This window comes from Massilia sp. GCM10023247 (assembly GCF_042653325.1).
In the GTDB taxonomy this organism is placed as follows: Bacteria; Pseudomonadota; Gammaproteobacteria; order Burkholderiales; family Burkholderiaceae_D; genus Telluria.
Genome location: NZ_JBHSIB010000011.1, coordinates 426,349 through 450,294 on the forward strand (window position 1 = coordinate 426,349; position 23,946 = coordinate 450,294).

General features: G+C 67.2%; 22 protein-coding genes and 1 tRNA gene. 17 read left to right on the top strand and 6 right to left on the bottom strand.

Annotation, left to right across the window (positions count from 1 at the left end; genetic code table 11):
• Window positions 1–101: 101 nt before the first annotated feature.
• A complete protein-coding gene (locus ACFPAH_RS12245; RefSeq protein WP_379745358.1) occupies window positions 102–2,378 on the bottom strand; it encodes an EAL domain-containing protein in 2,277 nt (758 codons plus the stop codon).
• A gap of 210 nt (window positions 2,379–2,588) precedes the next feature.
• Here ACFPAH_RS12245 and aroC point away from each other — a divergent pair, with 210 nt between their 5' ends.
• Window positions 2,589–3,683 carry a chorismate synthase gene (gene aroC / locus ACFPAH_RS12250; protein ID WP_379745361.1) on the top strand — a complete coding sequence of 365 codons (1,095 nt, stop codon included), beginning with the start codon at window positions 2,589–2,591 and terminating at the stop codon, window positions 3,681–3,683.
• Window positions 3,684–3,754: 71 nt separating this feature from the next.
• Here aroC and ACFPAH_RS12255 read toward each other — a convergent pair whose 3' ends face one another.
• A complete protein-coding gene (locus tag ACFPAH_RS12255; protein WP_417568501.1) occupies window positions 3,755–5,251 on the bottom strand; it encodes an HDOD domain-containing protein in 1,497 nt (498 codons plus the stop codon).
• Window positions 5,248–6,984, bottom strand: a complete 1,737-nt coding sequence (locus ACFPAH_RS12260) for a putative bifunctional diguanylate cyclase/phosphodiesterase (RefSeq protein ID WP_379745364.1) — start codon at window positions 6,982–6,984, stop codon at window positions 5,248–5,250. The genes ACFPAH_RS12255 and ACFPAH_RS12260 overlap by 4 nt, the downstream gene beginning before the upstream one ends.
• A gap of 358 nt (window positions 6,985–7,342) precedes the next feature.
• On the opposite strand from ACFPAH_RS12260, the gene ACFPAH_RS12265 reads away from it, so the two are divergent.
• From ACFPAH_RS12265 to ACFPAH_RS12280, 4 genes are all read left to right on the top strand, one after another.
• Entirely contained in the window at window positions 7,343–9,049 is a 1,707-nt protein-coding gene (locus ACFPAH_RS12265) for an isovaleryl-CoA dehydrogenase (protein ID WP_379746006.1), read from the top strand.
• Between the two features lie 95 nt (window positions 9,050–9,144).
• A complete protein-coding gene (gene upp, locus ACFPAH_RS12270) occupies window positions 9,145–9,795 on the top strand; it encodes a uracil phosphoribosyltransferase (RefSeq protein WP_379746009.1) in 651 nt (216 codons plus the stop codon).
• Entirely contained in the window at window positions 9,792–10,169 is a 378-nt protein-coding gene (locus ACFPAH_RS12275; RefSeq protein WP_379745367.1) for an Hpt domain-containing protein, read from the top strand. The genes upp and ACFPAH_RS12275 overlap by 4 nt, the downstream gene beginning before the upstream one ends.
• Before the next feature lie 302 nt (window positions 10,170–10,471).
• The gene (locus tag ACFPAH_RS12280; RefSeq protein ID WP_182988379.1) at window positions 10,472–10,675 is read left to right on the top strand and encodes a cold-shock protein; all 204 of its coding nucleotides are present in this window, start codon (window positions 10,472–10,474) and stop codon (window positions 10,673–10,675) included.
• A 123-nt stretch (window positions 10,676–10,798) separates the two neighbouring features.
• On the opposite strand, the gene ACFPAH_RS12285 is transcribed toward ACFPAH_RS12280, so the two are convergent.
• Window positions 10,799–11,701, bottom strand: a complete 903-nt coding sequence (locus ACFPAH_RS12285; RefSeq protein WP_379745370.1) for a LysR family transcriptional regulator — start codon at window positions 11,699–11,701, stop codon at window positions 10,799–10,801.
• 165 nt (window positions 11,702–11,866) lie between these two features.
• Here ACFPAH_RS12285 and aceB point away from each other — a divergent pair, with 165 nt between their 5' ends.
• Window positions 11,867–13,456, top strand: a complete 1,590-nt coding sequence (aceB, locus tag ACFPAH_RS12290) for a malate synthase A (protein ID WP_379745373.1) — start codon at window positions 11,867–11,869, stop codon at window positions 13,454–13,456.
• Window positions 13,457–13,510: 54 nt separating this feature from the next.
• On the opposite strand, the gene gloB is transcribed toward aceB, so the two are convergent.
• Window positions 13,511–14,287 (bottom strand): hydroxyacylglutathione hydrolase, encoded by a 777-nt coding sequence (gene gloB, locus ACFPAH_RS12295; RefSeq protein ID WP_379745376.1) that lies wholly within the window; start codon window positions 14,285–14,287, stop codon window positions 13,511–13,513.
• Between the two features lie 149 nt (window positions 14,288–14,436).
• Between gloB and ACFPAH_RS12300 the strand changes: the two genes are divergently transcribed.
• From ACFPAH_RS12300 to ACFPAH_RS12315, 4 genes are all read left to right on the top strand, one after another.
• Complete coding sequence (locus tag ACFPAH_RS12300) at window positions 14,437–15,210, top strand: class I SAM-dependent methyltransferase (protein ID WP_379745379.1); 774 nt, start codon at window positions 14,437–14,439, stop codon at window positions 15,208–15,210.
• Window positions 15,211–15,233: 23 nt separating this feature from the next.
• A complete protein-coding gene (rnhA, locus tag ACFPAH_RS12305; RefSeq protein WP_379745382.1) occupies window positions 15,234–15,671 on the top strand; it encodes a ribonuclease HI in 438 nt (145 codons plus the stop codon).
• Between the two features lie 55 nt (window positions 15,672–15,726).
• Window positions 15,727–16,434: a DNA polymerase III subunit epsilon gene (gene dnaQ, locus ACFPAH_RS12310; protein ID WP_379745385.1), complete on the top strand. Its 708-nt coding sequence runs from the start codon at window positions 15,727–15,729 to the stop codon at window positions 16,432–16,434.
• Between the two features lie 39 nt (window positions 16,435–16,473).
• Window positions 16,474–16,548: transfer RNA gene (locus ACFPAH_RS12315), tRNA-Val, on the top strand.
• Between the two features lie 161 nt (window positions 16,549–16,709).
• Here the strand turns inward: ACFPAH_RS12315 and hcaR are convergent.
• A complete protein-coding gene (gene hcaR, locus ACFPAH_RS12320; protein ID WP_379745388.1) occupies window positions 16,710–17,594 on the bottom strand; it encodes a DNA-binding transcriptional regulator HcaR in 885 nt (294 codons plus the stop codon).
• A gap of 167 nt (window positions 17,595–17,761) precedes the next feature.
• Between hcaR and hcaE the strand changes: the two genes are divergently transcribed.
• From hcaE to mhpD, 7 genes are all read left to right on the top strand, one after another.
• A complete protein-coding gene (gene hcaE / locus ACFPAH_RS12325; RefSeq protein WP_379745391.1) occupies window positions 17,762–19,126 on the top strand; it encodes a 3-phenylpropionate/cinnamic acid dioxygenase subunit alpha in 1,365 nt (454 codons plus the stop codon).
• A 1-nt stretch (window position 19,127) separates the two neighbouring features.
• Complete coding sequence (gene hcaF / locus ACFPAH_RS12330; protein WP_379745394.1) at window positions 19,128–19,661, top strand: 3-phenylpropionate/cinnamic acid dioxygenase subunit beta; 534 nt, start codon at window positions 19,128–19,130, stop codon at window positions 19,659–19,661.
• Between the two features lie 5 nt (window positions 19,662–19,666).
• Window positions 19,667–19,987 carry a 3-phenylpropionate/cinnamic acid dioxygenase ferredoxin subunit gene (gene hcaC / locus ACFPAH_RS12335; RefSeq protein WP_379745397.1) on the top strand — a complete coding sequence of 107 codons (321 nt, stop codon included), beginning with the start codon at window positions 19,667–19,669 and terminating at the stop codon, window positions 19,985–19,987.
• On the top strand, window positions 19,984–20,823 hold the full coding sequence (gene hcaB, locus ACFPAH_RS12340; RefSeq protein WP_379745400.1) for a 3-phenylpropionate-dihydrodiol/cinnamic acid-dihydrodiol dehydrogenase: 840 nt from the start codon (window positions 19,984–19,986) through the stop codon (window positions 20,821–20,823). The genes hcaC and hcaB overlap by 4 nt, the downstream gene beginning before the upstream one ends.
• Window positions 20,824–20,874: 51 nt before the next feature.
• Window positions 20,875–22,113: a 3-phenylpropionate/cinnamic acid dioxygenase ferredoxin--NAD(+) reductase subunit gene (gene hcaD / locus ACFPAH_RS12345; protein WP_379745403.1), complete on the top strand. Its 1,239-nt coding sequence runs from the start codon at window positions 20,875–20,877 to the stop codon at window positions 22,111–22,113.
• Window positions 22,114–22,190: 77 nt separating this feature from the next.
• Window positions 22,191–23,135: a 3-carboxyethylcatechol 2,3-dioxygenase gene (locus tag ACFPAH_RS12350; RefSeq protein WP_379745406.1), complete on the top strand. Its 945-nt coding sequence runs from the start codon at window positions 22,191–22,193 to the stop codon at window positions 23,133–23,135.
• A gap of 18 nt (window positions 23,136–23,153) precedes the next feature.
• Window positions 23,154–23,939: a 2-keto-4-pentenoate hydratase gene (gene mhpD / locus ACFPAH_RS12355; RefSeq protein ID WP_379745409.1), complete on the top strand. Its 786-nt coding sequence runs from the start codon at window positions 23,154–23,156 to the stop codon at window positions 23,937–23,939.
• Window positions 23,940–23,946: the final 7 nt, after the last annotated feature.

Consider the following 23,946-nt stretch of genomic DNA (forward strand, 5'->3'; position numbering starts at 1 on the left):
GCCGGCAACGCAGCGGCTTATGCGCGACAAGTATAGTTGAGTAGGCAAGGTACTTTCGTGCGCTACTTAACATAGCGGCCGATCAGGACCTCGCTACTGGACTATGAAACGAGCTGTTGTCCGGCGTGCAGCGCGCCCGCCAGCGGCTGCTGGCCGGCGAGCCACTCCAGCAGGGCCTGCGGCGCCAGTGGCCGCGCAAACAGGTAGCCCTGCGCCAGCGGACAGCCGAGCGCGTGCAGGATCTGGGCCTGGCGCTCGTCCTCGACGCCCTCGGCAACCACAGACAGGCCGAGGTTGCGCCCGAGCTGGATCACCATTTCCGCGATGCTGCTGCCACGCGCCGAGTCGGTGATCTCGGTCACGAAGGTGCGGTCGATCTTGAGCCGGTCCACCTGCAGGCGCTGCAGGTGCGACAGCGAGGAGAATCCGGTGCCGAAGTCGTCGATCGCGATCGACACGCCGGTGCGCTTGACCTGGGCCAGCATCTCGGCCAGCTGCTGCGGCTCTTCCATGGCCATCGATTCGGTGATCTCGAGCTCGAGATACGCGGCCGGGGCGCCGCTCGCGTCGAGGGCGCCGCGCAGGACGTCGATGAACTGCGGATGGCGGAACTGCGCCTGCGAGACGTTGACCGACATGGTGAAGTCGAGGTGGCCGGCCGCCCGGATGCGCATCAGTTCGGCGCAGGCCTGGCGCAGCACCCAGGCGCCGATCTCGACGATCAGGCCGGAGTATTCGGCAATCGGAATGAAACGGTCCGGCGGCACCATCGTGCCGTCGGCGGTGCGCCAGCGCAGCAGCGCCTCGACGCCGAACGGGCGATGGGTGGCCAGGTCGACCTGCGGCTGGTAGGCGAGGAACAGTTCGCCACGTTCGAGCCCGCCGCGCAGCGCGTGCATCAGGCGTACCCGTTCGCGGATCTCGACGCCCATGCCGCGCGAGAAATAGAAATGGCCGCCGCGCTGTTGCGACTTGGCGCGCTTGAGCGCGATGTCGGCGTCCTTCAGCGCATCCGCGCCGGCGCCGTCGTGCTCGCTCAGCCTGACCAGGCCGAGCGTGCTCGACACTTGCACGTCCTGGCCGTCGATCGCGAACGGCGCTTCGAACAGGGCGTGGATCGCCGCGGGCGTGTTGAGCTTGGCGTCCCCGAGCACGGCAAAGGTGTCGCCGCCGATGCGCGCGACGATCAGGCGCGGATCGAGCCGGGCTTGCAGGCGCTGCGCCACGGCCACCAGCAGCAGGTCGCCGAAACCGTGGCCGAGGGCGTCGTTCGATTCGGCGAAGTGGTCGAGGTCGACCAGGGCCAGGACCGTCTGCGCGGGCCTGGCCGGGCTGGCGCCGGCGAGCGCCTGGTCCAGCTCCTCGACCAGCCGGGTACGGTTCGGCAGGCGCGTCAGGCGGTCGAAGAAGGCGGCATCGTTCAGGCGCCCGACCAGTTCCAGGTTGTCGAGCGCCACCGAGACGACGCTGACGAACACCCGCAGCAGGCGCCGCACGCCTTCGCTGACCGGCTGCACGAGCGGAATCGCGGCGGCGAAGTCGCGCCCCGACTTGCCGGGAAAGTAGAGCGCCAGGCAGCCGGGGCCGAAGTCGATGGCCTGCTGCTCGAAAGCGCGCCGCAGGCTGGCGGCTATGCGGGTGTCGAGATGGACTTCGGGCGGGCCGCCCTCGAGGTCGCGGCCGCTGCCTTCGCCGCCGAGCACGCGCAGCTGGCCACGGTCGCGGGCGCACAGCACACCGTCGCCCGGCTGGCCGAGCAGGGCGGCCGCCTGTACCAGCACGGCGCGCGCCACTTCGCGCGGGCCGTGCAGCCGCATGAATTCGGCGCCGGCCTGGACGATGCGCTCGAGGCCGGCACGCCCCATGCTCAAGGCGCGCAGCTGCTGGTAGCAGCGCACGGCGGCGGCCACCGTCGTGTACAGCTTGGTGCGCGTAAACTCGGACTTGGTGCGGTAATCGTTGATGTCGAGGTCGCGGATGGCGTCCATCTCGGGCGCGTAACCGGGCTGGCCGGTGCGCAGGATGATGCGCACGTCGAGCATGCCGAGCGTTTCGCGGATGTAGCGCACCAGGTGCAGGCCGGCGTCGGGCTGCTCCATGACCACGTCGAGCAGGATCACGGCGATGTCGGGCTCGTCGGCCAACAGGGCGCGCGCGGCCGCGCCCGAACTGGCGTGCAGGAAGGCCAGCGGGCGGCCCTGCACGTCGAGGCCGGCGAGGGCGAAGGTGGTGCTGGAGTGGACGTCGGCATCGTCGTCCACGATCAGGACACGCCAGGCCGGGCGCAGGTCGACGCCGGCCGCCGGTGGCGTCTCGTCCAGGAAAACCAGGTCGTCGTGCGCGTCGCCACCGACTCCGGGCGTAATCGATGCGGGCATTGTTATTGCGTCTCCAGGCTTGGGCTCTGCATTTCGTACCGGGGAAGTATAGCCGCAAATACTGGGCGGGAAACGAAAAATATTTCCTCAGGGCAAAAATATCCTGCGCCGCAGCACGCGGGCGGCGGCTTCCCGGCTTTTTTCGATGCCCCTGCCGCCCGGGGCGCGCGCTGGTAGAATGGCCTTTTCGCCACTTCCCCTTTCGCTATCATGTCCGGCAATTCCTTCGGCAAGCTGTTTTCCGTTACCACCTTCGGCGAGTCGCACGGTCCCGCGATCGGCTGCGTCATCGACGGCTGCCCGCCCGGCATGGCCCTCTCCGAAGCGGACATCCAGCCCGAGCTCGACCGCCGCAAGCCCGGCACCTCGCGCCACGTGACCCAGCGCCAGGAAGCGGACCGCGTGCAGATCCTGTCGGGCGTGTACGAGGGCGTCACGACCGGCACCCCGATCGCGCTCCTGATCCCGAACGAAGACCAGCGCAGCAAGGACTACGGCAACATCGTCGACACCTTCCGCCCCGGCCATGCCGACTACACCTACTGGCACAAGTACGGCGTGCGCGACCCGCGCGGCGGCGGACGCTCGTCGGCGCGGCTGACCGCGCCGGTAGTCGGCGCCGGCGCCGTGGCCAAGAAATGGCTGCGCGAGCGGTATGGCGTCGGTTTCGCCGGCTGCATGCGCCAGCTGGGCGAGATCGAGGTTCCGTTCGCGGGCTGGGAGCACGTCGCCAATAATCCGTTCTTTGCCGCCACCGCCGACGCCGCCCTGCTGGCGCGGATGGAGGCCTACATGGACGAACTGCGGCGCGCCGGCGACTCGATCGGCGCCCGCATCGACGTCGTGGCGACCGGCGTGCCGGTCGGCTGGGGCCAGCCGATCTACGACAAGCTCGACGCCGACATCGCTTATGCCATGATGGGGATTAACGCGGTCAAGGGCGTGGAAATCGGCGCCGGCTTCGCCTCGGTGGCGCAGAAGGGCTCCGAGCACGGCGACGAGCTGACGCCGGCCGGATTCGTGGGCAACAATGCGGGCGGCGTGCTGGGCGGGATCTCGACCGGCCAGGACATCACGGTGTCGCTGGCGATCAAGCCGACCTCCTCGATCCGGGTGCCGCGCCGCTCGATCGACAAGGCGGGCAGCGCCGCGACGGTGGAAACCTTCGGCCGCCACGACCCCTGCGTCGGCATCCGCGCCACGCCGATCGCGGAAGCGATGCTGGCGCTGGTGCTGATCGACCACGCGCTGATGCAGCGCGCCCAGTGCGGCGACGTCCAGGTTCCTACGCCGAAACTGGTTTGAACAGCGCGTCCAAGGGGGCGCCGTCGAAGGAACCAGGGTAGCAGGGCGGGCGACGCAGCGCCGCCCCGCGCCTAGGCGCGGCCGGGAGCCGCGATCTCGAGTCCGGCGCGCCGCTCGACCGTGCGCACCACCAGCATGCGCAGGTCGTTGAGCAGCGAGAATTCGGTCTGGCTCAGCCTGGTCGACGGGAAGCTGCCGTCCCAGTCTCCATACAGGAAGCCGACCGGCTGGCCGTTCAGGCACAGCGGCACCACGACGAAACTGCGCGCCTCCGACAGCGTGCCCTTCCACCATCCGGGCAGCTTGCTCGACAACTTCGGCTCCTGGGCGTTCTCGATGAAGATCACGCGGTCGCTGGCCAGCGCCGCGTGGAACACGTCGGCCCCGTAGGCATCGTCGAACACGAGATTCGGCAGCAGGGCGCGCGAGCCCGTGCCGAGGCCCATCTTGGCCAGGTAGCGGCCCTCGCGGCGGTTGCGCAGGAAGGCGAACGAGCGCGTGAAGGACAGTCCCTGGTGCGCCGTCTCCAGCGCCATCGACATCATCTGGCCCGGGCTGGCGCCCGCACCCACTTCGCGCATGTCGGCCACCCCACTCATCAGGACGCGGTTGCCGGCTTCGCGCTTGCGCGTCACGGCGTCGACCTTGGCGCGCTTCTCGACCGGATTGGCCAGCGGGGCGATCGTCAGGTCGGCCGCGGCGCCGGCCTTGGCACGCTCGATGGCGCCCATGATGTTGTCGAGCTGTACGCCCAGCATCGGCGCGAACGCGGCCGCCATGTCGGCCACCTCGGCGGCGCCCGCTTCATCGTCGTTCCAGAGCGCGCCGGCGCAGCGGGTCGACATCGTGCCGAGCGCGGCCAGCCAGTCGTCGTGGCCGAAGCCGTCGGACCGCTCGCCCGGTTCGAGCGTGCGCATGCCGGCCACCAGGTTGCGCGGCAGCCCCCAGTGCTCGGCGGTGGCGCGCCCCAGCGCTTCGAGCGACAGGCCGAGCAGGCGCGGGGCGGCGGCGGCCTCGTTGCCCGCGCCGGAGGCGGCCTGCAGCGCGGTCCAGCGTTCCGGCAGGTAGAAGGCGACCATCATCCGGCCGAGCGAATGCAGGATCGAGCAGACCACCGCCTCCTCCGGATCGCGGGTGGCGGCGCTGGCGGCGACCTGCTGCGCCACCATCCCGGCCAGCACGGCCTTTTCCATCTCGACGTGCGCATTGGCCGAGTCCGGCGTGCTCTTGGAGATCTCCTCGATCAGTTTCAGGCCCAGCGCCAGGTGGCCGATGGCCTCGGTGCCGAGCACCAGCACCGCTTTCGAGACGGTATTGATGCGCTGGCCGAAGGCCGAGTACATGCCGCTGTTGGCCAGGCGCAGCACCTTCTGGGTGAGGACGGGGTCGGACAGCACCGTCTGCGTCATCGAGAATTCGCGCTCGTCCTCGCCGCGCATCGAGGCCAGGATGGCGTTGATGGCGCGCGTAAAACCCGGCATGTCGCCCTGGCGCCGGATGCGCTCCCAGAGCAGGGCGAGGGTGGCGTCGGCGCTGGCCGGGGTGTCGTGGTGCGTCATGGTGTTCATTGCCGCTCCTGGGGCAGCAATGCCGTGTAATGGTTGTCTTGCAGGGCAGCGAGCGCGACGTGGGCCGGCATCGGCTTGCCGGTCAGGTAGCCCTGCACGTAGCGGCAGTCGCGCTGGCGCAGCCAGCCGAGCTGCTCCTCGGTTTCGACGCCTTCGGCGACGACCGTGAGGTCGAGGTGGCGCGCCATGTCGAGCACGGCGCTGCAGATTGCCGCCTCCTTGTGCGCGCCCGGCAGGTCCTTGACGAAGGCGCGGTCGACCTTCAATACCGAGATCGGGAAGCGTTTCAGGTAGGCCAGCGACGAATAGCCGGTGCCGAAGTCGTCGATCGCGATGCGCGCGCCGCGCTCGGCCATGCGGCCGAGGATGGTCTCGGCGTGCTGCGGATCGATCATCAGCGTGCCCTCGGTGATCTCCAGCACCAGCTTGTCGCCGGGCAGGCTCGACAAGGCCAGCGCCTGGTCCAGCACCTCGAGGAATTTATCGCTGCGGAACTGGCGCGGGCTGATGTTGACCGAGATGTACAGGTCGCGCCCGGCCGCCTCCTCGAACTGGCGCAACTGGGCGCAGGCCGATTTCAGGGCCCAGGCGCCGAGCAGGTTGATCAGGCCGTTGGTTTCGGCGATCGGGATGAAGCGCACCGGCGGCACCATGCCCAGGGTCGGATGCTTCCAGCGCATCAGGGTTTCGAAGCCCTCGATCAGGCGCGTGCGAGCGTCGACGATCGGCTGGTAATAGAGCAGGAATTCGCCTTCGCGCACTGCGCTGAACATGGCCGCTTCGAGCGAGATGTCGTGCTGCGGCGGGCCTTCGTCGCGCACGCTGTAGACCACCGCGCGCGCCTTGCCGGTCTCCTTGGCGCGCGCCAGCGCCGCCTCGGCCAGCGCCAGCAGGCCGTTGTCGTCTTCGGCATGCTGCGGATACAGGGCCACCCCGGCCGAGGCCCCGAGGTAGATGGTGTGGCCGTCGATCTCGAACGGCGACTGCAGCGCCGCCAGCAGGCGCCCGGTGACGAGCTTGATCTGGGCGTCGGTGATGGTGCCCGGCAGCACGGCAACGAACTCGTCGCCGCCCTGGCGCGCCAGCGTGTCGCTGTCGCGCAGCACCTTGCGCAGGCGCGCCGCCGCCTGGCGCAGCACGGTGTCGCCGACCTGGTGGCCGAGGCCGTCGTTGACCTTCTTGAAGCCGTCCAGCCCGACCGTGGCGACGGCAAAGCCCTGGCCCGAGCGGCGCGCATTGGCGACCACCATGCGCACCCGGTCGGCGAGCAGCAGCCGGTTCGGCAGTTCGGTGAGCGCGTCGTGGGTCGCCATGTGGCGCAGCCGCTCCTCGGTCGCCTGCTGCTCGCTCATGTCGCGCCCGACGGCGAACAGCAGGCCGTCGTCTCCGGCGGCGATGCGCAGTTCGAAGGGGCGCAGCTCGGCCGATGCGGCGTCGCCGGCGCAGCGCAGGCGCACGCGCGCCAGGACCGGCTCGCCCGTCGCGACCGCGTCGACGATGGCGGTGCGCAGGGCGGGGCCGTCGTGATCGGCGACCAGCGCGGCCAGCGGCGTGCCGTCGAAGGGGAAATCGAGTCCGGTCAGGCGCAGCGCGCGGCGGCTGGCGGCGCGGACCTGGCCGGCGGGCGTGAGCTGGAAGACGGCGTCGCCAGCCGCCTCCATCAAGCTGTCGAGGCCGCTACTTGCCTGTTGGCGCGGCGGGTCGAACGGCACGGCGGCGGAACTGGAGCGCATTATTGAAATATCTGCCTTATTGCTGGCACCCGGAAGGGTGGGACCGCGCGAGTGTATCAAACCACCGCTGACTCTATCACTGAATAATTCCGGCTGGAATTAAAAAATCGGGAGCGCCGCTCGCCCTTGGCGCCCATTTGCGCTCCGTTTGCGTTACAGCAGGAGTACCTTGCCGGAAGTGGCGCTTTGCGTTAGCCTGTTGACGGATCGCTAACGATCCGGTTCCTGGCAGGTGCTTGTATTGTCGCCGATAGGCGCCGTGCCGGGAAAGCACATCCGCCGGAAACGATGCTTTAACGCAACATTTATCAGCTTTCACGAGCGTGGAGCCGCGATGAGCCAGTTCATGCACCAGTTCATGCACCAGTTCGAAACGCACGAAGTCTTCAACCAGGCGCCGCCGTTTGGCGACGTCAACCTGTTCCTGGCCGACCCGGCGCTGCAGCAAGCCCTGGAGCGCGAAGGCGCGGGCTGGGCCAGGGATGAGCTGGCCGCGCTCGGCGAACGGCTCGGCCGCTCCGAGGTGCTCGACCTGGCGCGGCTGGCGAATGCCAACGGCCCGCGCCTGGTGAACTTCGACCGCAGCGGGCGCCGTGTCGACGAGGTGGAATTCCACCCCGCCTGGCATGCCCTGATGGCGCTGATGATCGGCGAAGGCGCCCACAGCAAGCCCTGGGTCGCGCCGCGCCCCGGCGCCCAGGTCGCGCGCGCCGCGGCCTACCTGCTGTTCGGCCAGGTCGAGAACGGCGCCCAGTGCCCGGTGACGATGACCTACGCGGCGGTGCCCGCCTTGCGCCGCGCCGGAGCGCTGGGTGCGCGCTGGCTGCCCAAGATCCTCTCGAGCGAGTACGACCCGCGCTCGCTGCCGGTCGCGCAAAAGCGCGGCGCCCTGATCGGGATGGGCATGACCGAGAAGCAGGGCGGCACCGACGTGCGCGCGAACACCACGCGCGCGGTCCGGATCGACCCGGCCGCGGCCAGGGCCCGTTTCGGCGACGAGGGCGAGGGCGCCTGGGAGCTGGTCGGCCACAAGTGGTTCTTTTCCGCCCCGCAGTCCGATGCGCACCTGGTGCTGGCCCAGGCTGTCGAGGCGGGCGGGGATGGCCGGGTTGGCCGGGTTGGCGACCCCGGCGCCTTGTCCTGTTTCTTCGTGCCGCGCTTCCTGCCCGACGGCAGCCGCAACGCGATCCGCGTGCAGCGCCTGAAGGACAAGCTCGGCAACCGCTCGAACGCCTCGTCCGAGGTCGAGTTTTGCGGCGCCGCCGGCTGGCTGGTCGGCGACGTCGGGCGCGGCATCCCGACCATCCTGGAGATGGGCGGCTACACGCGGCTCGACTGCGTGGTCGGGACCGCCGGCATCATGCGCGCCGCACTCTGCCACGCGCTGCACCATGCGCGCGGGCGCGCCGCCTTCGGCAAGCCGCTGGCGGAGCAGCCCCTGATGCAGAACGTACTGGCCGATCTCGCGCTCGAGTCGGAAGCGGCGAGCGCTTTCGCCCTGCGCCTGGCGCGCTGCTTCGACCATCCGGACGATCCGGCGCAAAGCCTGCTCGGGCGCATCCTGACCCCGGCCGGGAAGTACTGGCTGTGCAAGCGCGGCCCGGCCTTCGGCGCCGAGGCGATGGAAGTCATGGGCGGCAACGGCTATGTCGAGGACGGCCCGCTGGCGCGGCTCTACCGGGAGTTTCCGGTCAATTCGATCTGGGAAGGATCGGGCAACGTGATGTGCCTGGACGTGCTGCGCGCGCTCGGCAAGGACCCGGAGGCGGCGCGCGCCGTGCTCGAGGCCGAGCTGGGCCCGGCCGCCGCGCTCGACCCGCGTTTCGCCCGCTATGTCGACCTGCTCGGGCGCGAGCTGGCCGGGACCGGCGAAGCGGGCGCCCGGCGGCTGGCCGAGCGGCTCGTCATTGCAGTGCAGGGCGCGCTGCTGCTGCGCCATGCGCCGCCTTTCGTGGCCGAGGCTTTCCTGGCCTCGCGCATCGCCGAGGATGTCGGCGGGGCCTTCGGCAGGCTGCCGCCCGGGATCGATGCCGCGGCCATCTTGGCGCGGGCGCTGCCGGTTTAGGATGAAATTTCTAGGGGCGGGCGCGACAAATGGGCCGGCGACTGGGATAATGGCAGGTTAAGAGAAACAATTTAAGAACACACACCATGTCGACCATGAAACAAGACCCGCGCTTCCCCAGCCTCTACATCCTGAACCACCCGCTGATCCAGCACAAGCTGTCGCACATGCGCGAGCACGATACCTCGACGCGCACCTTTCGCGAGCTGCTCAAGGAAATCACGCTGCTGATGGGTTACGAGATCACGCGCGACCTGCCGCTGACCACGCGCCCGATCCAGACGCCGCTGGTGACGATCGACGCGCCCGTCATCGCCGGCAAGAAGCTGGCGATCGTGCCGATCCTGCGCGCCGGCATCGGCATGAGCGACGGCCTGCTGGAACTGGTGCCCTCGGCGCGTGTCGGCCACATCGGCGTGTTCCGCGACCCCGAGACCCACGAGCCGGTCGAATACCTGGTGCGCTTGCCCGACACCTCGGAGCGCACCTTCATCCTGTGCGACCCGATGGTCGCCACCGGCAACTCGGCGGTGCACGCGATCGACGTGCTGAAAAAGCGCGGCGTGCCCGACGAGCACATCATCTTCCTGGCGCTGGTGGCGGCGCCGGAAGGCGTCAAGGTGGTCCAGGCGGCGCACCCGAACGTGAAGCTGTACGTGGCCTCGCTCGACTCGCACCTGGACGAGCACGCCTATATCGTGCCGGGCCTGGGCGACGCGGGCGACCGCATCTTTGGCACCAAGTGAACGGCGTCGACGCCAGTTTCTTCACGCGCTTGACGCAGGCCAACCAGGCCTTCCGCGACGGGCTGCCGGCCACCCTGGGGCGCATCCAGGCGGCCCGGGCGGACTTCGTCCCGGCCGCGCCGGCGCCGCAGCAGGTCGCCGAGCTGCAGGCCCTGCTCCACACGCTGGCCGGCGCCGCGGTGACCTTCGGTTTCCGCGAGCTGGGGCAGGGCGCGCGCGCGCTCGAGCAGCGCTTGCGGGTGCTGCGGGTCTTCGAGGCGGTGGGCGAAGACGACTGGCGCGCATGGCTGGCTGCGCTCGATGATTTCGTGCGTGCCGGCCTCGACGCGCAGCCGCCGGCTTATCATAGCGCCGCGTTTTCACTGTTGCCTTGAACCAGAAGTATTGCGCCGGGCCGTTTGATCCAGCGCAAACTTGCGCTTTGTCGATGCCCTATATTCTCCTTACTGCCGATTCAAAATCCAAACCGCGCAAGTTGGTTTCGAGCATTGGTTTACAGCATTGTTAAGCGGTCCGCACTTTTATTTTTCGAAAATCGCTTGCAATCTGTTTTATTCGGTATAATACGGGATCGTTGGGTTCGAGCTAGTTGTGCAGTCTGTCTGTCATTTCTTTCTTGCTACTTCAAACGATCATAAACGGGCGCAAGCCCACTTAACTGAAATAGGAAATTGTAATGGCAACTGGCATCGTTAAATGGTTCAATGACTCGAAGGGCTTCGGCTTCATCACCCCTGATGAAGGCGGCGAAGATCTGTTCGCGCACTTCTCGGCAATCCAGAGCCAAGGCTTCAAGTCCCTGCAAGAGAACCAGCGCGTCTCGTTCGACGTGACCTCGGGTCCTAAGGGCAAACAAGCATCGAACATCCAGCCGATCTAATCGCTGAATTACGATGAAAAATCCTCGGCATGCCGGGGATTTTTTTTGTCTGGACTTTCTGTTTCAAGCGCTTTTAGATTACTACTCGTCAATTGCCAAGCCGGCAGTAACTGAGCCCGGCAGTCATTGGCTCCGGTATAAACGCTCGGCGTAGGCGCGCCGGAGGAAATCCACGAAGACGCGGATCCGCAAGGGCAGGTGGCGCCGTTGTGCAAATACCGCATGGATATCGTTGCCCGGTGCCGCGTATTGGTCGAGGACCGTCACCAGTTTTCCCGCCGCAATCTGCGGACCCACTTCCCACATTGAGCGCCACGCCAGTCCGCGCCCGGCCAGGGCCCAGTCGTGCAGCACCTCGCCGTCGTTGCAGACCAGGTTGCCGGGCACTTTCAGCGTTGTCGTCTTCGCCCCATCGCGGAAGGTCCAGCCGCGCTGGCTGCCTTCGCTGCTGATCGCCAGGCAGTTGTGATGGGCCAGGTCGGCGGGCGTGCGCGGGGTGCCATGGCGCTTCAGGTAGGCCGGCGAGGCCACCACGACGCGGGCGTTGTCGGCCAGCTTGACACCGACCAGGTTCGAATCGGACAGGCTGGCGATGCGGATCGCGACGTCGATGCCTTCGCCGACGACGTCGACGATGCGGTCGTTCAGGTTCAGGTTGACGGTCACTTCGCGGTGCTCGGCCAGGAAGGAGGGCAGCAGCGGTGCCACGTGCTGGCGGCCGAAACCTGCCGGTGCCGATACCAGCAGGTGCCCCTTGGCCTGGCCGCTGCGCGCGGCCACGGCACTTTCGGCCTCTTCCATTTCGGCCAGGATGCGCTGGCAGTCCTCCAGGAAGGCGGCGCCTTCGTCGGTGAGCGCCAGCCGGCGCGTCGTACGCTGCAGCAGCTTGACGCCGAGCCGGGCTTCGAGCGCGTCGAGGCGGCGGCCGATCATCGCCGGCGCGATGCCTTCGGCACGCGCCGCGCCCGACAGGCTGCCGCGTGCCACCACCTCGACGAAAGTCGAGATTTCCCTGAATTTTCCCATCGGCGTCTCCCATCTGTGACATATTTGCACAGATGAAGTTATTAAATGTATCGTTCCTCTACTTTAAGTTGAATATACTTGATGATATGACAAACGCCAAGGTTTTCCCGGTAGGGCCGTACTTGGCGTTGTGCGCAAGAACATCCACACACGAGGAGTAATGCCATGACCATCGCCACCCCAGCGGGACTGGAAATCCAGGCCGACATCCAACCGGGCTTCGAGCAGATCCTGACGCCCGAGGCACTGGAACTGGTCGCCAAGCTGAGCCGCCAGTTCGAGCCACGGCGCCAGGAACTGCTGGCAGCGCGCGTCGAGCGCGCACGCCGTATCGACGCCGGCGAACGCCCGGACTTCCTGCCCGAAACCGCCCACATCCGCGACGGCGACTGGAAGATCACGCCGATCCCGCCGGCCCTGGAATGCCGCCGCGTCGAGATTACCGGTCCGGTCGAGCGCAAGATGGTCATCAACGCCCTGAACTCGGGCGCGGACGCCTACATGACCGATTTCGAGGATTCGAACGCGCCCAACTGGGAAAACCAGGTTGCCGGCCAGATCAATCTTCGCGACGCCGTGCGGGGTACGATTTCGCTCGAACAGAACGGCAAGCGCTATCAATTGAACGAGAAGGTCGCCACGCTGCTGGTGCGCCCACGCGGCTGGCATATGGACGAGAAGCACGTGCTGGTCGACGGCAAGCGCGTCTCCGGCGGTATTTTCGATTTCGCCCTGTTCATGTTCCATAACGCCAAGGAGCAACTGGCGCGCGGCGCGGGTCCCTATTTCTATTTGCCGAAACTGGAATCCCATCTGGAAGCGCGCCTGTGGAACGATATCTTCATCGCCACCCAGGAAGCGCTTGGCTTGCCGCGCGGGACGATCAAGGCTACCGTGCTGGTCGAAACCATCCTCGCCGCTTTCGAAATGGACGAGATCCTGTATGAATTGCGCGAGCACAGCGCCGGCCTGAATGCGGGCCGTTGGGATTACATTTTCTCGTGCATCAAGAAATTTAAACTGGACAAGGATTTCTGCCTGGCCGACCGTCCGAAAGTGACGATGACCGCGCCCTTCATGCGCGCCTACGCCTTGCTGCTGTTGAAGACTTGCCACAAGCGCGGCGCGCCGGCCATCGGCGGCATGTCGGCCCTGATCCCGATCAAGAACGATCCGGCGAAGAACGAGATTGCGATGGGCGGCGTGCGCACCGACAAGGCGCGCGACGCCAGCGACGGCTATGACGGCGGCTGGGTCGCCCACCCTGGGCTGGTCGAGCTGGCGATGACGGAATTTACCAAGGTGCTGGGCGATCGTCCGAACCAGATCGACAAGCAGCGCCCGGACGTCGAGGTCACGGCGGCGGACCTGCTCGACTTCAAGCCGGAAACCCCGATCACGGAAGAGGGGCTGCGCTACAACATCAACGTCGGCATCCACTACCTGGGCGCCTGGCTGGCCGGCAACGGTTGCGTGCCGATCCATAACCTGATGGAAGACGCCGCCACGGCCGAGATCAGCCGCTCGCAAGTCTGGCAGTGGATCCGCTCGCCGAAGGGCGTGCTGGAGGATGGCCGCAAGGTCACGGCCGAGATGGTGCGCGCGATGATCCCGGAAGAGCTGGCCAAGGCAAAGGCCGCGGCGCCGAACGGCGACAACCCGAGCTACGCCCGCGCCGCCGTCATCTTCGAGGAAATGTCGACGTCCGAACAGTTCGCCGAATTCCTGACCCTGCCGCTGTACGAAGAGATCTGAGGAACTGCGGCGGAGACCACCCCGCGATCGCGGGTGGGCTCCGCCGGGGCTTGCTCAAAACACGTTCTTCCACTCCCGCAAGGCCGCAAATGCCTCCACCGGTGCCGCCCCGTCGCGCAGCTTTCCCGCCGCGACCAGCGCGCCCACCAGCGCCGGCTCCCGATACCGCAGGAAGGGGTTGGTCCTGCGCTCCAGGCCTATGCTCGACGGCACCGTCGGCAGTCCCGCGGTCCGCTTCGCGGCCTCGTCGCGCACCCGCAGCGCCAGCGCTTCGTTGTCCGCATCGACCGCTTCGGCAAAGCGCAGGTTCGCCAGCGTGTACTCGTGCGCGCAATACACTTCGGTATCTTCCGGCAAGGCCGCCAGCTTCTCCAGCGAGGCCGTCATCTGCGCGGGCGTGCCCTCGAACAGGCGTCCGCAGCCGCCGGCAAACAGGGTATCGCCGCAGAACAGCCAGTGCAGCCCCGGCGTCGCGCGTACGTAGGCAATATGGCCCAGCGTGTGTCCGGGCACGTCGAGCACGTCCAGCTCCAGGTCCAGCCCGGGCACCGCGACCCGGTCGCCCTCGGACAAAGGATGGGTGACGGTCGCGATGCGGTCCTTGCGCGGCCCGTAAACCGGCACCGGATAGCGCGCCAGCAGCTCAGGCACGCCACCAATGTGGTCAGCATGATGGTGGGTGAGTAAAATGGCGGTAAGGGTCAGGCCATGCTCGCGCAGGCTGGCGAGGATCGGTCCGCTGTCGCCGGGGTCGACCACGGCGGCGTGGACGCCGTCATGGATCAGCCAAAGGTAATTATCCTTGAACGCGGGCACGGTCAGGACACTCAAATTCTTAGTTGCTGCATTAGTTGCTGCATTAGTTGCCGCATTAGTTGCAGCATTAGGTGCTTCAGCCGGCGCCGGCTCGACTTGCGGTGCGCCTGCAGAAAACACGCCATCAGGCGAATTGGTCATGGTTTTCCGAAAAGAGGGTGGTCATGGATAGCGCTGCATCTGAAAAATCCATTATAGCGCTCGACGAATGGCTGCTTTCGCCGGCGGGCGCCTACGTGCGCGCCTTCGAGCAGGCATGCCTCGACGAGCTGACGGCCGACATCTTCGGCTTCAACGCGGTCCAGATCGGCGTCCCGCAGATCGACGCCCTGGCCGCCAACCGCATGCCGAACAAGTGGCAGGCGGCCACGCGCACCTCCACTTTCGACGAGCTCGAGTTCGCCGCGACCGGCAAGCAGATCGCGGTGGCCCTCGACTTTGCCGAGCTGCCCTTCGCTTCGCAAAGCCTGGACCTGGTCGTGCTGCCGCACGTGCTCGAGTTCGCAGCCGAGCCGCACCAGGTGCTGCGCGAGGTCGAGCGCGTCCTGATTCCGGAAGGGCAGGTCATCATCTGCGGCTTCAATCCGGCCAGCCTGTGGGGCATGCGCCAGGGCATCGGCAAGGTCACGCGCAGCGGCTACCTGCCGGCGGCAGGCGAATTCATCTCTATGCCCCGCCTGAAAGACTGGTTAAAATTGTTGAATCTTGGCCCCACGCGCAGCCATTTCGGCTGCTTCGCGCCACCGTTTCGCACCGCCCAGTGGATCAACCGCTTCTCCAGCATGGAGGGGGCAGGGCAGCGCTGGTGGCCCTACCTGGGCGCCGTCTACGTCGTGCACGCGGTCAAGCGCGTGAAGGGCATGCACCTGATCGGGCCGGCGTGGAACAAGAAATCGAGCCGGGCGCCGCAGGCGGTGCCCGCCACCAACAGAGAATAACGAATCAGGAAAGACCGGGCGGCATGACGAAAGTGGAAATTTTTACCGATGGCGCCTGCAAGGGCAATCCCGGTGCAGGCGGATGGGGTGCACTGCTGGTTGCTGACGGTCACGAGAAAGAAATCTTTGGCGGGGAACTGAACACGACCAACAACCGCATGGAGCTGAAGGCCGTGATCGAAGCGCTCGGCGTGCTCAACCGTCCATGCGAAGTCGTGCTGCATACCGACAGCCAGTACGTCCAGAAGGGCATCTCCGAATGGATCCACGGCTGGAAGGCGCGCGGCTGGAAGACGGCAGCCAAGGAGCCGGTCAAGAACGACGATTTGTGGAAGGCGCTCGACCTGGCGCAGCAGCAGCACGCCGTCGAGTGGCGCTGGGTGCGCGGCCATAACGGCCACCCCGGCAACGAGCGCGCCGACGTGCTGGCAAACCGCGGTGTGGCGACGGTGCGTCGCTGAAAACAGGGTGCATGCGCTATACTGCTGACTTGCCTTTCTTCAACAGTAATCCGCCATGCGCCAGATTGTCCTCGATACCGAAACCACCGGCCTGAACCCCAGGACAGGCGACCGCGTCATCGAGATCGGCTGCGTCGAACTGGTCAACCGCACGCTGACCGGCAACAACTTTCACCGTTATATCAATCCCGAGCGCGAGTCCGACGAAGCCGCGCTCGCGGTCCACGGCCTGACCACCGAGTTCCTCAGCGACAAGCCGAAGTTCCACGAAATCGTCGAGGAACTGCGCGCCTACATCGACGGCGCCGAAGTCATCATCCACAACGCGCCCTTCGACCTGGGCTTCCTGAACCACGAGTTCCAGCGCCTCGGCCTGCCGTCCTTCGTGTCGCATTGCAGCGGCGTGATCGACACCCTCGTCAACGCCAAGGAAATGCACCCCGGCAAGCGCAACTCGCTGGATGCCCTGTGCGACCGCTACGGCGTCTCGAACGCCCACCGCAAGCTGCACGGCGCGCTGCTCGACTCGGAACTGCTGGCCGACGTCTACCTGGCCATGACCCGCGGCCAGAATTCGCTGTCGATGGACGTGGAAGAGGAAACGTCGGACGACGGCGTCCTGCTCGACGCGGTGCCGCTCGGCGAGATCATCGTCGTGACCGCCACTGCGGAAGAAGAAGCACAACACGAAGAGGTCCTCGCGGGGCTCGACAAGGGCGTAAAAGGGCAGTGTGTTTGGAGAAATTATTCTCTACAGGGGTGACGGTAGAGAAATCTTGTGGCATAATACGCCTCGTTGTCAGGGAGGTTAGCTCAGGGGTAGAGCACTGCATTCACACTGCAGGGGTCGCAAGTTCGAAACTTGCACTTCCCACCAGAATTCAGAAAAGCCCATCAGCTTCGGTTGGTGGGCTTTTTGCATTTCGGCGCCAGGGTCCGAAATGTGGACTGACGAAGCGCTGCACGCAAAACGCGGAGCAGCGCTTTTTATTTTGCGCGTCGAGGTTTGCGCATCATTACCCTAGGCCAACGCCGCCATCACCCGTCCGTGTGCTGCGCCACCAGCTCGCGCAGCACCTCGAGGTGGGGCGGGCACTCGCCGGCGCGCCATGCCATCAGGAGTTCGATTTCCGGCGCGGGCGCGGCGAGCGGCCTGGTGCAGATGGCGGGATTGGTCAGCGACACCGCGTAGGCGGGCAGGATGCCCACGCCCAGGCCCATCCCGATCAGGTTCAGGTAGAGCAGGGTGTTGGTGGCGACCTGGGTGACCTTCGGCCGCACGCCGTGCTGGGCGAAATAGGTCTCGACCACCTTGTGCAGGTCGCCCGAGTACAGCGGATGCGGCTGGACCCAGGCTTCGCCGTCGAGCTGTTGCGGGTGGATCTCCTTGCATTGCGCGAGCGGGTGCGCGACCGGCAGCACGGCCACCAGGGCTTCGCTCAGCACCACTTCGCTCATCACGTCGGGCGAGCGGATCGGTTTGCGCAGGAAGGCGATGTCGATTTCATGATCGAGCAGCTTCTGTTCCTGTTCGAAGGTCGGAATGCTGCGCAATTCGACGTTGAGCTCGGGCAGGCGCATGCGCAGGCGCGGCAGGACGCCCGGGAAGATGCGCACCTCGGCCGCGGGAACGAAGCCGATCGTGATCGTCGAGGCCCCTTTGCGTCCCACCTGGCGCGCGCGCACGATCGCGCGGTCGGCTTGCGCCAGCGTCAGGCGCGCCTCGGTCAGGAAGACCTTGCCGGCGTCGGTCAACTCGACCTTGCGCCGGGTACGCTCGAGCAGCAGCGTGCCGACCTGTTCTTCGAGATCGCGGATCTGCTGGCTCAGCGAAGGCTGGGCCGTACAGAGGCGTTCGGCGGCGCGCGTAAAGCTGAGTTCTTCGGCGACGGCGACGAAATAGCGTAGATGTCTGAGTTCCATAATCTCCCTTGCAAGCGCGCGCCGACCAGGCATCTTGACGCGGCGGTTTTTTCTGTTATCGCTAGAACGTCTTAATCGCTACAAACAAAATATTATACAAGCTCTCCTGTTCCTACGAAGATATGCGGAAGTTCACCGTTCATACGAACCCGTAGAGGAGACGCGAAATGTCTGAAAAAGTCATCGATTTCGATGCCCTGGTCGACGCCCGGACCGGCAGGGTGGCATCGTCCATTTATACCGACCCCGACCTGTACGAACTGGAGTTGGACCGCATTTTCGGCCGCTGCTGGCTGTTCCTGGCGCATGTCAGCCAGATCCCGAAGGCGGGCGATTTCTTCAATACCTACATGGGGGAAGACCCGATCATCGTGGTGCGCCAGAAGGATGGCTCCATCAAGGCCTTCCTGAACCAGTGCCGCCATCGCTCGATGCGCGTGAGCCACGCCGATTGCGGCAATACCCGTGCATTCACCTGTCCCTACCACGGGTGGTCGTACGGCACGGATGGCAGCCTGGTCGACGTGCCGCTGGAGCAGCGCGCCTATCCGCACGGCCTGTGCAAGGAAAAGCTGGGCCTGCAGGAAGTGACCCGCGTGGTCGAATACAAGGGCCTGGTGTTCGGCAACTGGGATCCGGAGGCGCCCAGCCTGGAAGAGTACATGGGCGATATCGCCTGGTATCTGGACGGCGTGCTCGACCGCCGTCCGGGCGGCACCGAAATCATCGGCGGCGTGCAGAAATGGGTGATCGACTGTAACTGGAAGCTGCCGGCCGAACAGTTCGCCAGCGACCAGTACCACGCCCTGTTCTCGCACGCCTCGGCAGTGCAGGTGCTCGGCGCGAAAGCGGACGCCGACGACAAGGCACTGGGCGCGGGCCAGACCGCGCGCCCGGTGTGGGAAACGGCGAAGGACGCCCTGCAGTACGGCCAGGCCGGGCACGGCAGCGGTTTCTTCTTCACCGAAAAGCCGGACGCGAACGTCTGGGTCGACGGCATGGTGTCCCAGTATTACCGCGACACCTATCCCGAGGTCGAGGAGCGCCTGGGCAAGGTGCGCGCCCTGCGCCTGGCGGGCCACAACAACATGTTCCCCACGATGTCCTGGCTGAACGGCACCGCCACGCTGCGGGTATGGCATCCGCGCGGGCCGAACCAGGTCGAAGTCTGGGCCTTCTGCATCGCCGACAAGGACGCACACGAGGACGTCAAGCAGGCCTTCGAGCGCAGCGCGACGCGCGCCTTCGGGCCGGCGGGCTTCCTGGAACAGGACGATTCCGAGAACTGGGTCGAGATCCAGAAGGTGCTGCGCGGTAAGCGCGCGCGTGCCACCAAGCTGGTCGTCGAGATGGGCATCGGCAACGAGAAGCTGCGCGAGGATGGTATTCCGGGCGTGACCAATTACATCTTCTCGGAGACGGCAGCCCGCGCGATGTACCGCCGCTGGGCCGACCTGCTCGACTGCGACAGCTGGGCGCAAGTGCTCGAACGCAGCAAGGCGTATGAAGAGGAGGTGCTCAAGCATGGCTGAGATGACCCTTGAACCTGCCCAGCCGGTGTCGCTGGAACTCTACCACGCACTGACCCAGTTCCTGTATCACGAGGCCGAACTGCTCGACGACTGGCAGTTTCGCGACTGGCTGGACCTGTTGTCGCCGGAAGTGGAGTACACCATGCGCACCCTGGCCAATGCGCAGACGCGCGACCGCCGCCGCGGCGTGCAGCCGCCGACCACCTGGATCTTCAACGACACCCATGCCCAGCTGGAGCGCCGCATCGCGCGCCTCGAAACCGGCATGGCCTGGGCCGAGGAGCCGCCCTCGCGCACGCGCCACCTGGTCACCAACATCGTGATCAAGGCCACTTCGAATCCGGACGAATTCGACATCCGGCTGAACTACCTGCTGCATCGCCAGCAGAAAGAGCGCGACCTGGTGCTGTATGCCGGCAAGCGCATGGACCGGGTGCGCCGCGCGGGCAATGCCGCGGGATGGCAGATCTGCCGCCGCGAGATCGTGCTCGACCAGGCCACCCTGACGACACACAACCTTAGCGTACTTTTCTGACAGCCATGACACGTATTCTCGTTTGCGAAGACAGCGCCCTGCCAGACGGCGGGGCCATCAAGGTCGCCGGCCCCGCCGATGCGGTCGCGGTATTCCGCTCCAACGGCGAGGTGTTCGCCCTGGCCGACCGTTGCAGCCACGGCAATGCATCGATGTCCGAAGGCTATGTCGAGGACGACGGCACGGTCGAGTGCCCGCTGCACGCCGCGCGCTTTTGCCTGAAGACCGGCGCGGCCCTCTGCCAGCCGGCCACGGAGCCGCTCCGGACCTTCCCCGTCGCTGTCGTCGACGGCAAGATCTACGTCGACGTCACGGAGCCCGCATGAGCGCCGGGCAGGGGGCGCAGCAGGGCGGCTGGCTGCGCGGCCAGGTGGCCTTGATCACCGGCGGCGGTTCCGGACTCGGGCTGGCCCTGGTCGAGCGTTTCGTGCGCGAGGGCTGCCGGGTCGGGGTGCTGGAACGCGCGCCGGAAAAGGTCGCGGCCCTGAACGCGCGGTTCGGTGCCGACGTCATCGCGGTGCAGGGCGACGTGCGCTCGACCCAGGACAATGCGCGCGCCGTCGCGGCCACGCTGGAGCGCTTCGGCGCACTCGACACCTTCATCGGCAACGCGGCGATCTGGGATCACGCATCAAGCCTGATGGACCTCACCCCCGAGCAACTGGAGCAGGGCTTCGACGAGCTGTTCCCGATCAACGTGAAGGGCTACCTGCTGGGCGCAAAAGCGGCCGCCGCGGCCCTGGTCGAGAGCGAGGGCAGCATGATCTTCACCCTGTCGAACGCGTCCTTCTACCCGGGCGGCGGCGGACCGCTCTACACGGCCAGCAAGCACGCCGCCGTCGGCCTGATCCGCCAGCTGGCCTACGAACTGGCACCCAGGGTACGGGTCAACGGCGTCGGCCCCTGCGGCATGGCGAGCGACCTGCGCGGACCGGCGGCGCTCGGCCAGGACGGCAAGCGCATCATGGATTCGCGTTCGCCCGAGGCGATCGCCGGCATCCTGCCGCTGCAGTTCTTTCCGGACCCGGCCGATTTCACCGGGCCCTACGTCCTGCTCGCCTCGCGCGCGAACAACCGCGTGCTGAGCGGCGTGATGATCAACGCCGATGCCGGCCTGGGCATCCGCGGCATCCGCCACGTGGCCGGCGGGCTGCAGCTTTGATGCAGCCTGCATGAACCGGCGCCCGCGCCCGTCTATTTCGAGAGTGGAACCATGAATCGTCCCGTTTATGTCATCGTCGGCGCCGGCCAGGCCGGCGCGAATGCCGCCGCGGAACTGCGCCGGCAGGGCTTCGCCGGCCGCGTGCTGCTGGTCGGCGACGAGCCGCACCTGCCCTACGAGCGTCCGCCGCTCTCCAAGGACGTGCTGCTGCGTCCGCACGAAACCCGTTGCGCGGTGCACCCGGATTCCTTCTACCGGGAGCAGGACATCGAGCTCAAGCTGTGCGTGTCCGGCAGCGCGCTCGATACGGCCCTGCGCACGCTGACCCTGGCCAGTGGCGAAACCATTGCCTACGACAAGCTGCTGCTGGCCACCGGCGCCCGCGCCCGCCGCCTGCCGCTGCTCGATGCGCTCGGCGCCAACGTGCACACGCTGCGCACGCTCGACGACGCCACGAAACTGGCCGGCGAGCTGCGGCCGGGCCGCCGGGTGCTGCTGGTCGGCGCCGGCGTGATCGGCCTGGAACTGGCCTCGAGCGCGGCCGATCTCGGCGCCCAGGTCACCGTGATCGAAGCCGCGCCCGCGGCCATGGCACGCTGCGCGCCGCCGCTCCTGGGCGCCTTCCTGTGCGAAGCGCATCGCCGGCGCGGGGTCGCGCTGCATTTCGGCGCCGGCATCGCGCGCGCAGAACGCCAGGATAAGGAGATCGTCCTGACGCTGCAGGACGGCACCCGGGTCGCCGCCGACACCGTCGTCTACGGCATCGGCGTCGAGCCCGACACCGCGCTGGCGCAGGCGGCGGGCCTGGCGCTCGACAACGGCATCGTGGTCGACGACCAGTGCCGCACTTCGGACCCGCATGTCTACGCGGCGGGCGACGTCGCCAGCCGGCGCGACGCCGGCGGCCGCCCCCAGCGGCGCGAGACCTGGGAGAACGCCCAGCAGCAGGGCATCGCCGCCGCGCGCGCCATGCTCGGCCTGCCGGCCGAGGCCGACACCGCCCCCTGGTTCTGGACCGACCAGTGCGGCTACAACGTCCAGTTCGTGGGCGACATGGGCGCGCCGAAATGGATCGTGCGCGGCGCGCTTGCTGCGCCGCCCTGCATGCTGTTCGGACTCGATCACGAGGGCGCGCTGGTGGGCGCCATCACCGTCAACCTGGGGCGCGAGATGCGCAGCGCGCGCGAGCTCGTGGCGCGCCGCGTGCGGCTGCCGCGCGAGGTATGGCAAGACCCGCAGCAGCCGCTGCGCGCGCTGGCCAAGGCGGCCAGCCTGCCGCTCGCGGCCTGACACCATGGCGCCAGCCCCCCGGGCCGGCGTACCCGACTACTTTTGAACGACCCGTCGAACGACGGCTGGAGCTGCCTATGCCAATTCATCTGGAATGTCTTTCCCACTCGCCGCTGCACGGCTATTTCGATCCGGCCCCGGACGTGCTGGCCGAAGTCGAGCGGGTGCAAGCCGCGGCGCGCGCGCGGGTGCTCGCCTATGACCCGGAACTGGTCCTCGTGTTCTCGCCGGACCACTACAACGGCTTCTTCTACGACATGATGCCGCCGTTCTGCATCGGCGCCGCAGCGGAATCGGTCGGCGACTACCTGAGCCTGGCCGGGCCGCTGGATGTGCCGGGCGGGCTGGCCCGGGAATTGACGGCGAGCGTGCTCGCTGCCGAGATCGACGTCGCCTTGTCCTGGCGGATGCAGGTGGATCACGGCTGCGCCCAGGCGCTGGAAGTGCTGACGGGCGGGCTGGACCGCTACCCGGTGATCCCCGTCTTCATCAATTCGGTGGCGCCGCCGATGGCGAGCCTGCGCCGCGCCCGCCTGCTCGGCGAGGCCATCGGGCGCTTCCTGGCGCGTACCGGCAAGCGGGTACTGGTCGTCGGCTCGGGCGGCATCTCGCACGAGCCGCCGGTGCCGGAACTGGCCGGCGCCAGCGCCGAGGTGGCCGAGCGCCTGATCGACGGGCGCAATCCGTCCCTCGAGGCGCGCCGGCAGCGCCAGGAACGCACGGTCGCCGCCGCCCGCGCATTCGCGGCCGGCACCAGCAGCTTGCGTCCGCTCAATCCCGAATGGGACCGCGCCTTCATCGAGCGCCTGTCGAGCGAACTGACGGCCGTCGACGGCATGACCGACGAGGCGATCACGCGCGACGGCGGCAAATCGGCGCACGAAATCCGCACCTGGGTGGCCGCCTTCGGCGCCTTGTCCGCCTACGGACCCTACCGCGCCTCGCTCGACTTTTATCGCCCGATCCCCGAATGGATTGCCGGTTTCGGGGCCATGCATGCCGGCCCGCTCGCGGCGGCCTGAACCAAGGAGAACTCCCTGATGTCCGAACAACTCATCCACACCCTTGCCGCCAGGCTGCGCGACGCGCAGCAGGCGCGGCGCCAGGTCGCTCCGGTGCGCCACGAGATCGGCGCGGACGACATGCAGCTGGCCTATGCGGTCCAGCAGGCGAACGTCGACGCGCGCCGTGCGCAGGGCGAACGCGTCGTGGGGCGCAAGATCGGCCTGACCTCGCTCGCCGTGCAGCGGCAGCTCGGCGTCGACCGTCCCGACTTCGGCGCACTGTTTGCCGGCATGGCCTATGGCGACGGCGAGCCGATGTCCTTGTCGGGCCTGATCCAGCCGAAAGTCGAGGCCGAAATCGCCCTGGTGCTCGAGCGCGACCTGCTCCACGAAAAACACAGCTTTGCCGACATCCTCTGCGCCAGCGCCTACGCGCTGGCGGCGATCGAAGTGGTGGACAGCCGCATCCAGGACTGGGACATCCGCTTCGTCGACACCGTCGCCGACAACGCATCGAGCGCGCTGTTCGTGCTCGGCTCGTGCCCGGTGCCGCTGCGCAAGCTGGACCTGGCCGGCTGCCGCATGACGATGGAGCGCGGCGGCGAACAGGTGTCGCAGGGCGCCGGCGCCGCCTGCCTCGGCAACCCCCTGAACGCGGCCGCGTGGCTGGCCGACACCATGGCCAAGCTGGGCACGCCCCTGCGCGCCGGCGACGTGCTGCTGACCGGCGCGCTCGGTCCGATGGTGGCCGTGACCCAGCCGGGGACATTCACGGCCCAGATCGAAGGCCTGGGCAGCGTACGCGCGGTCTTTACCGAATAAGGAAGAG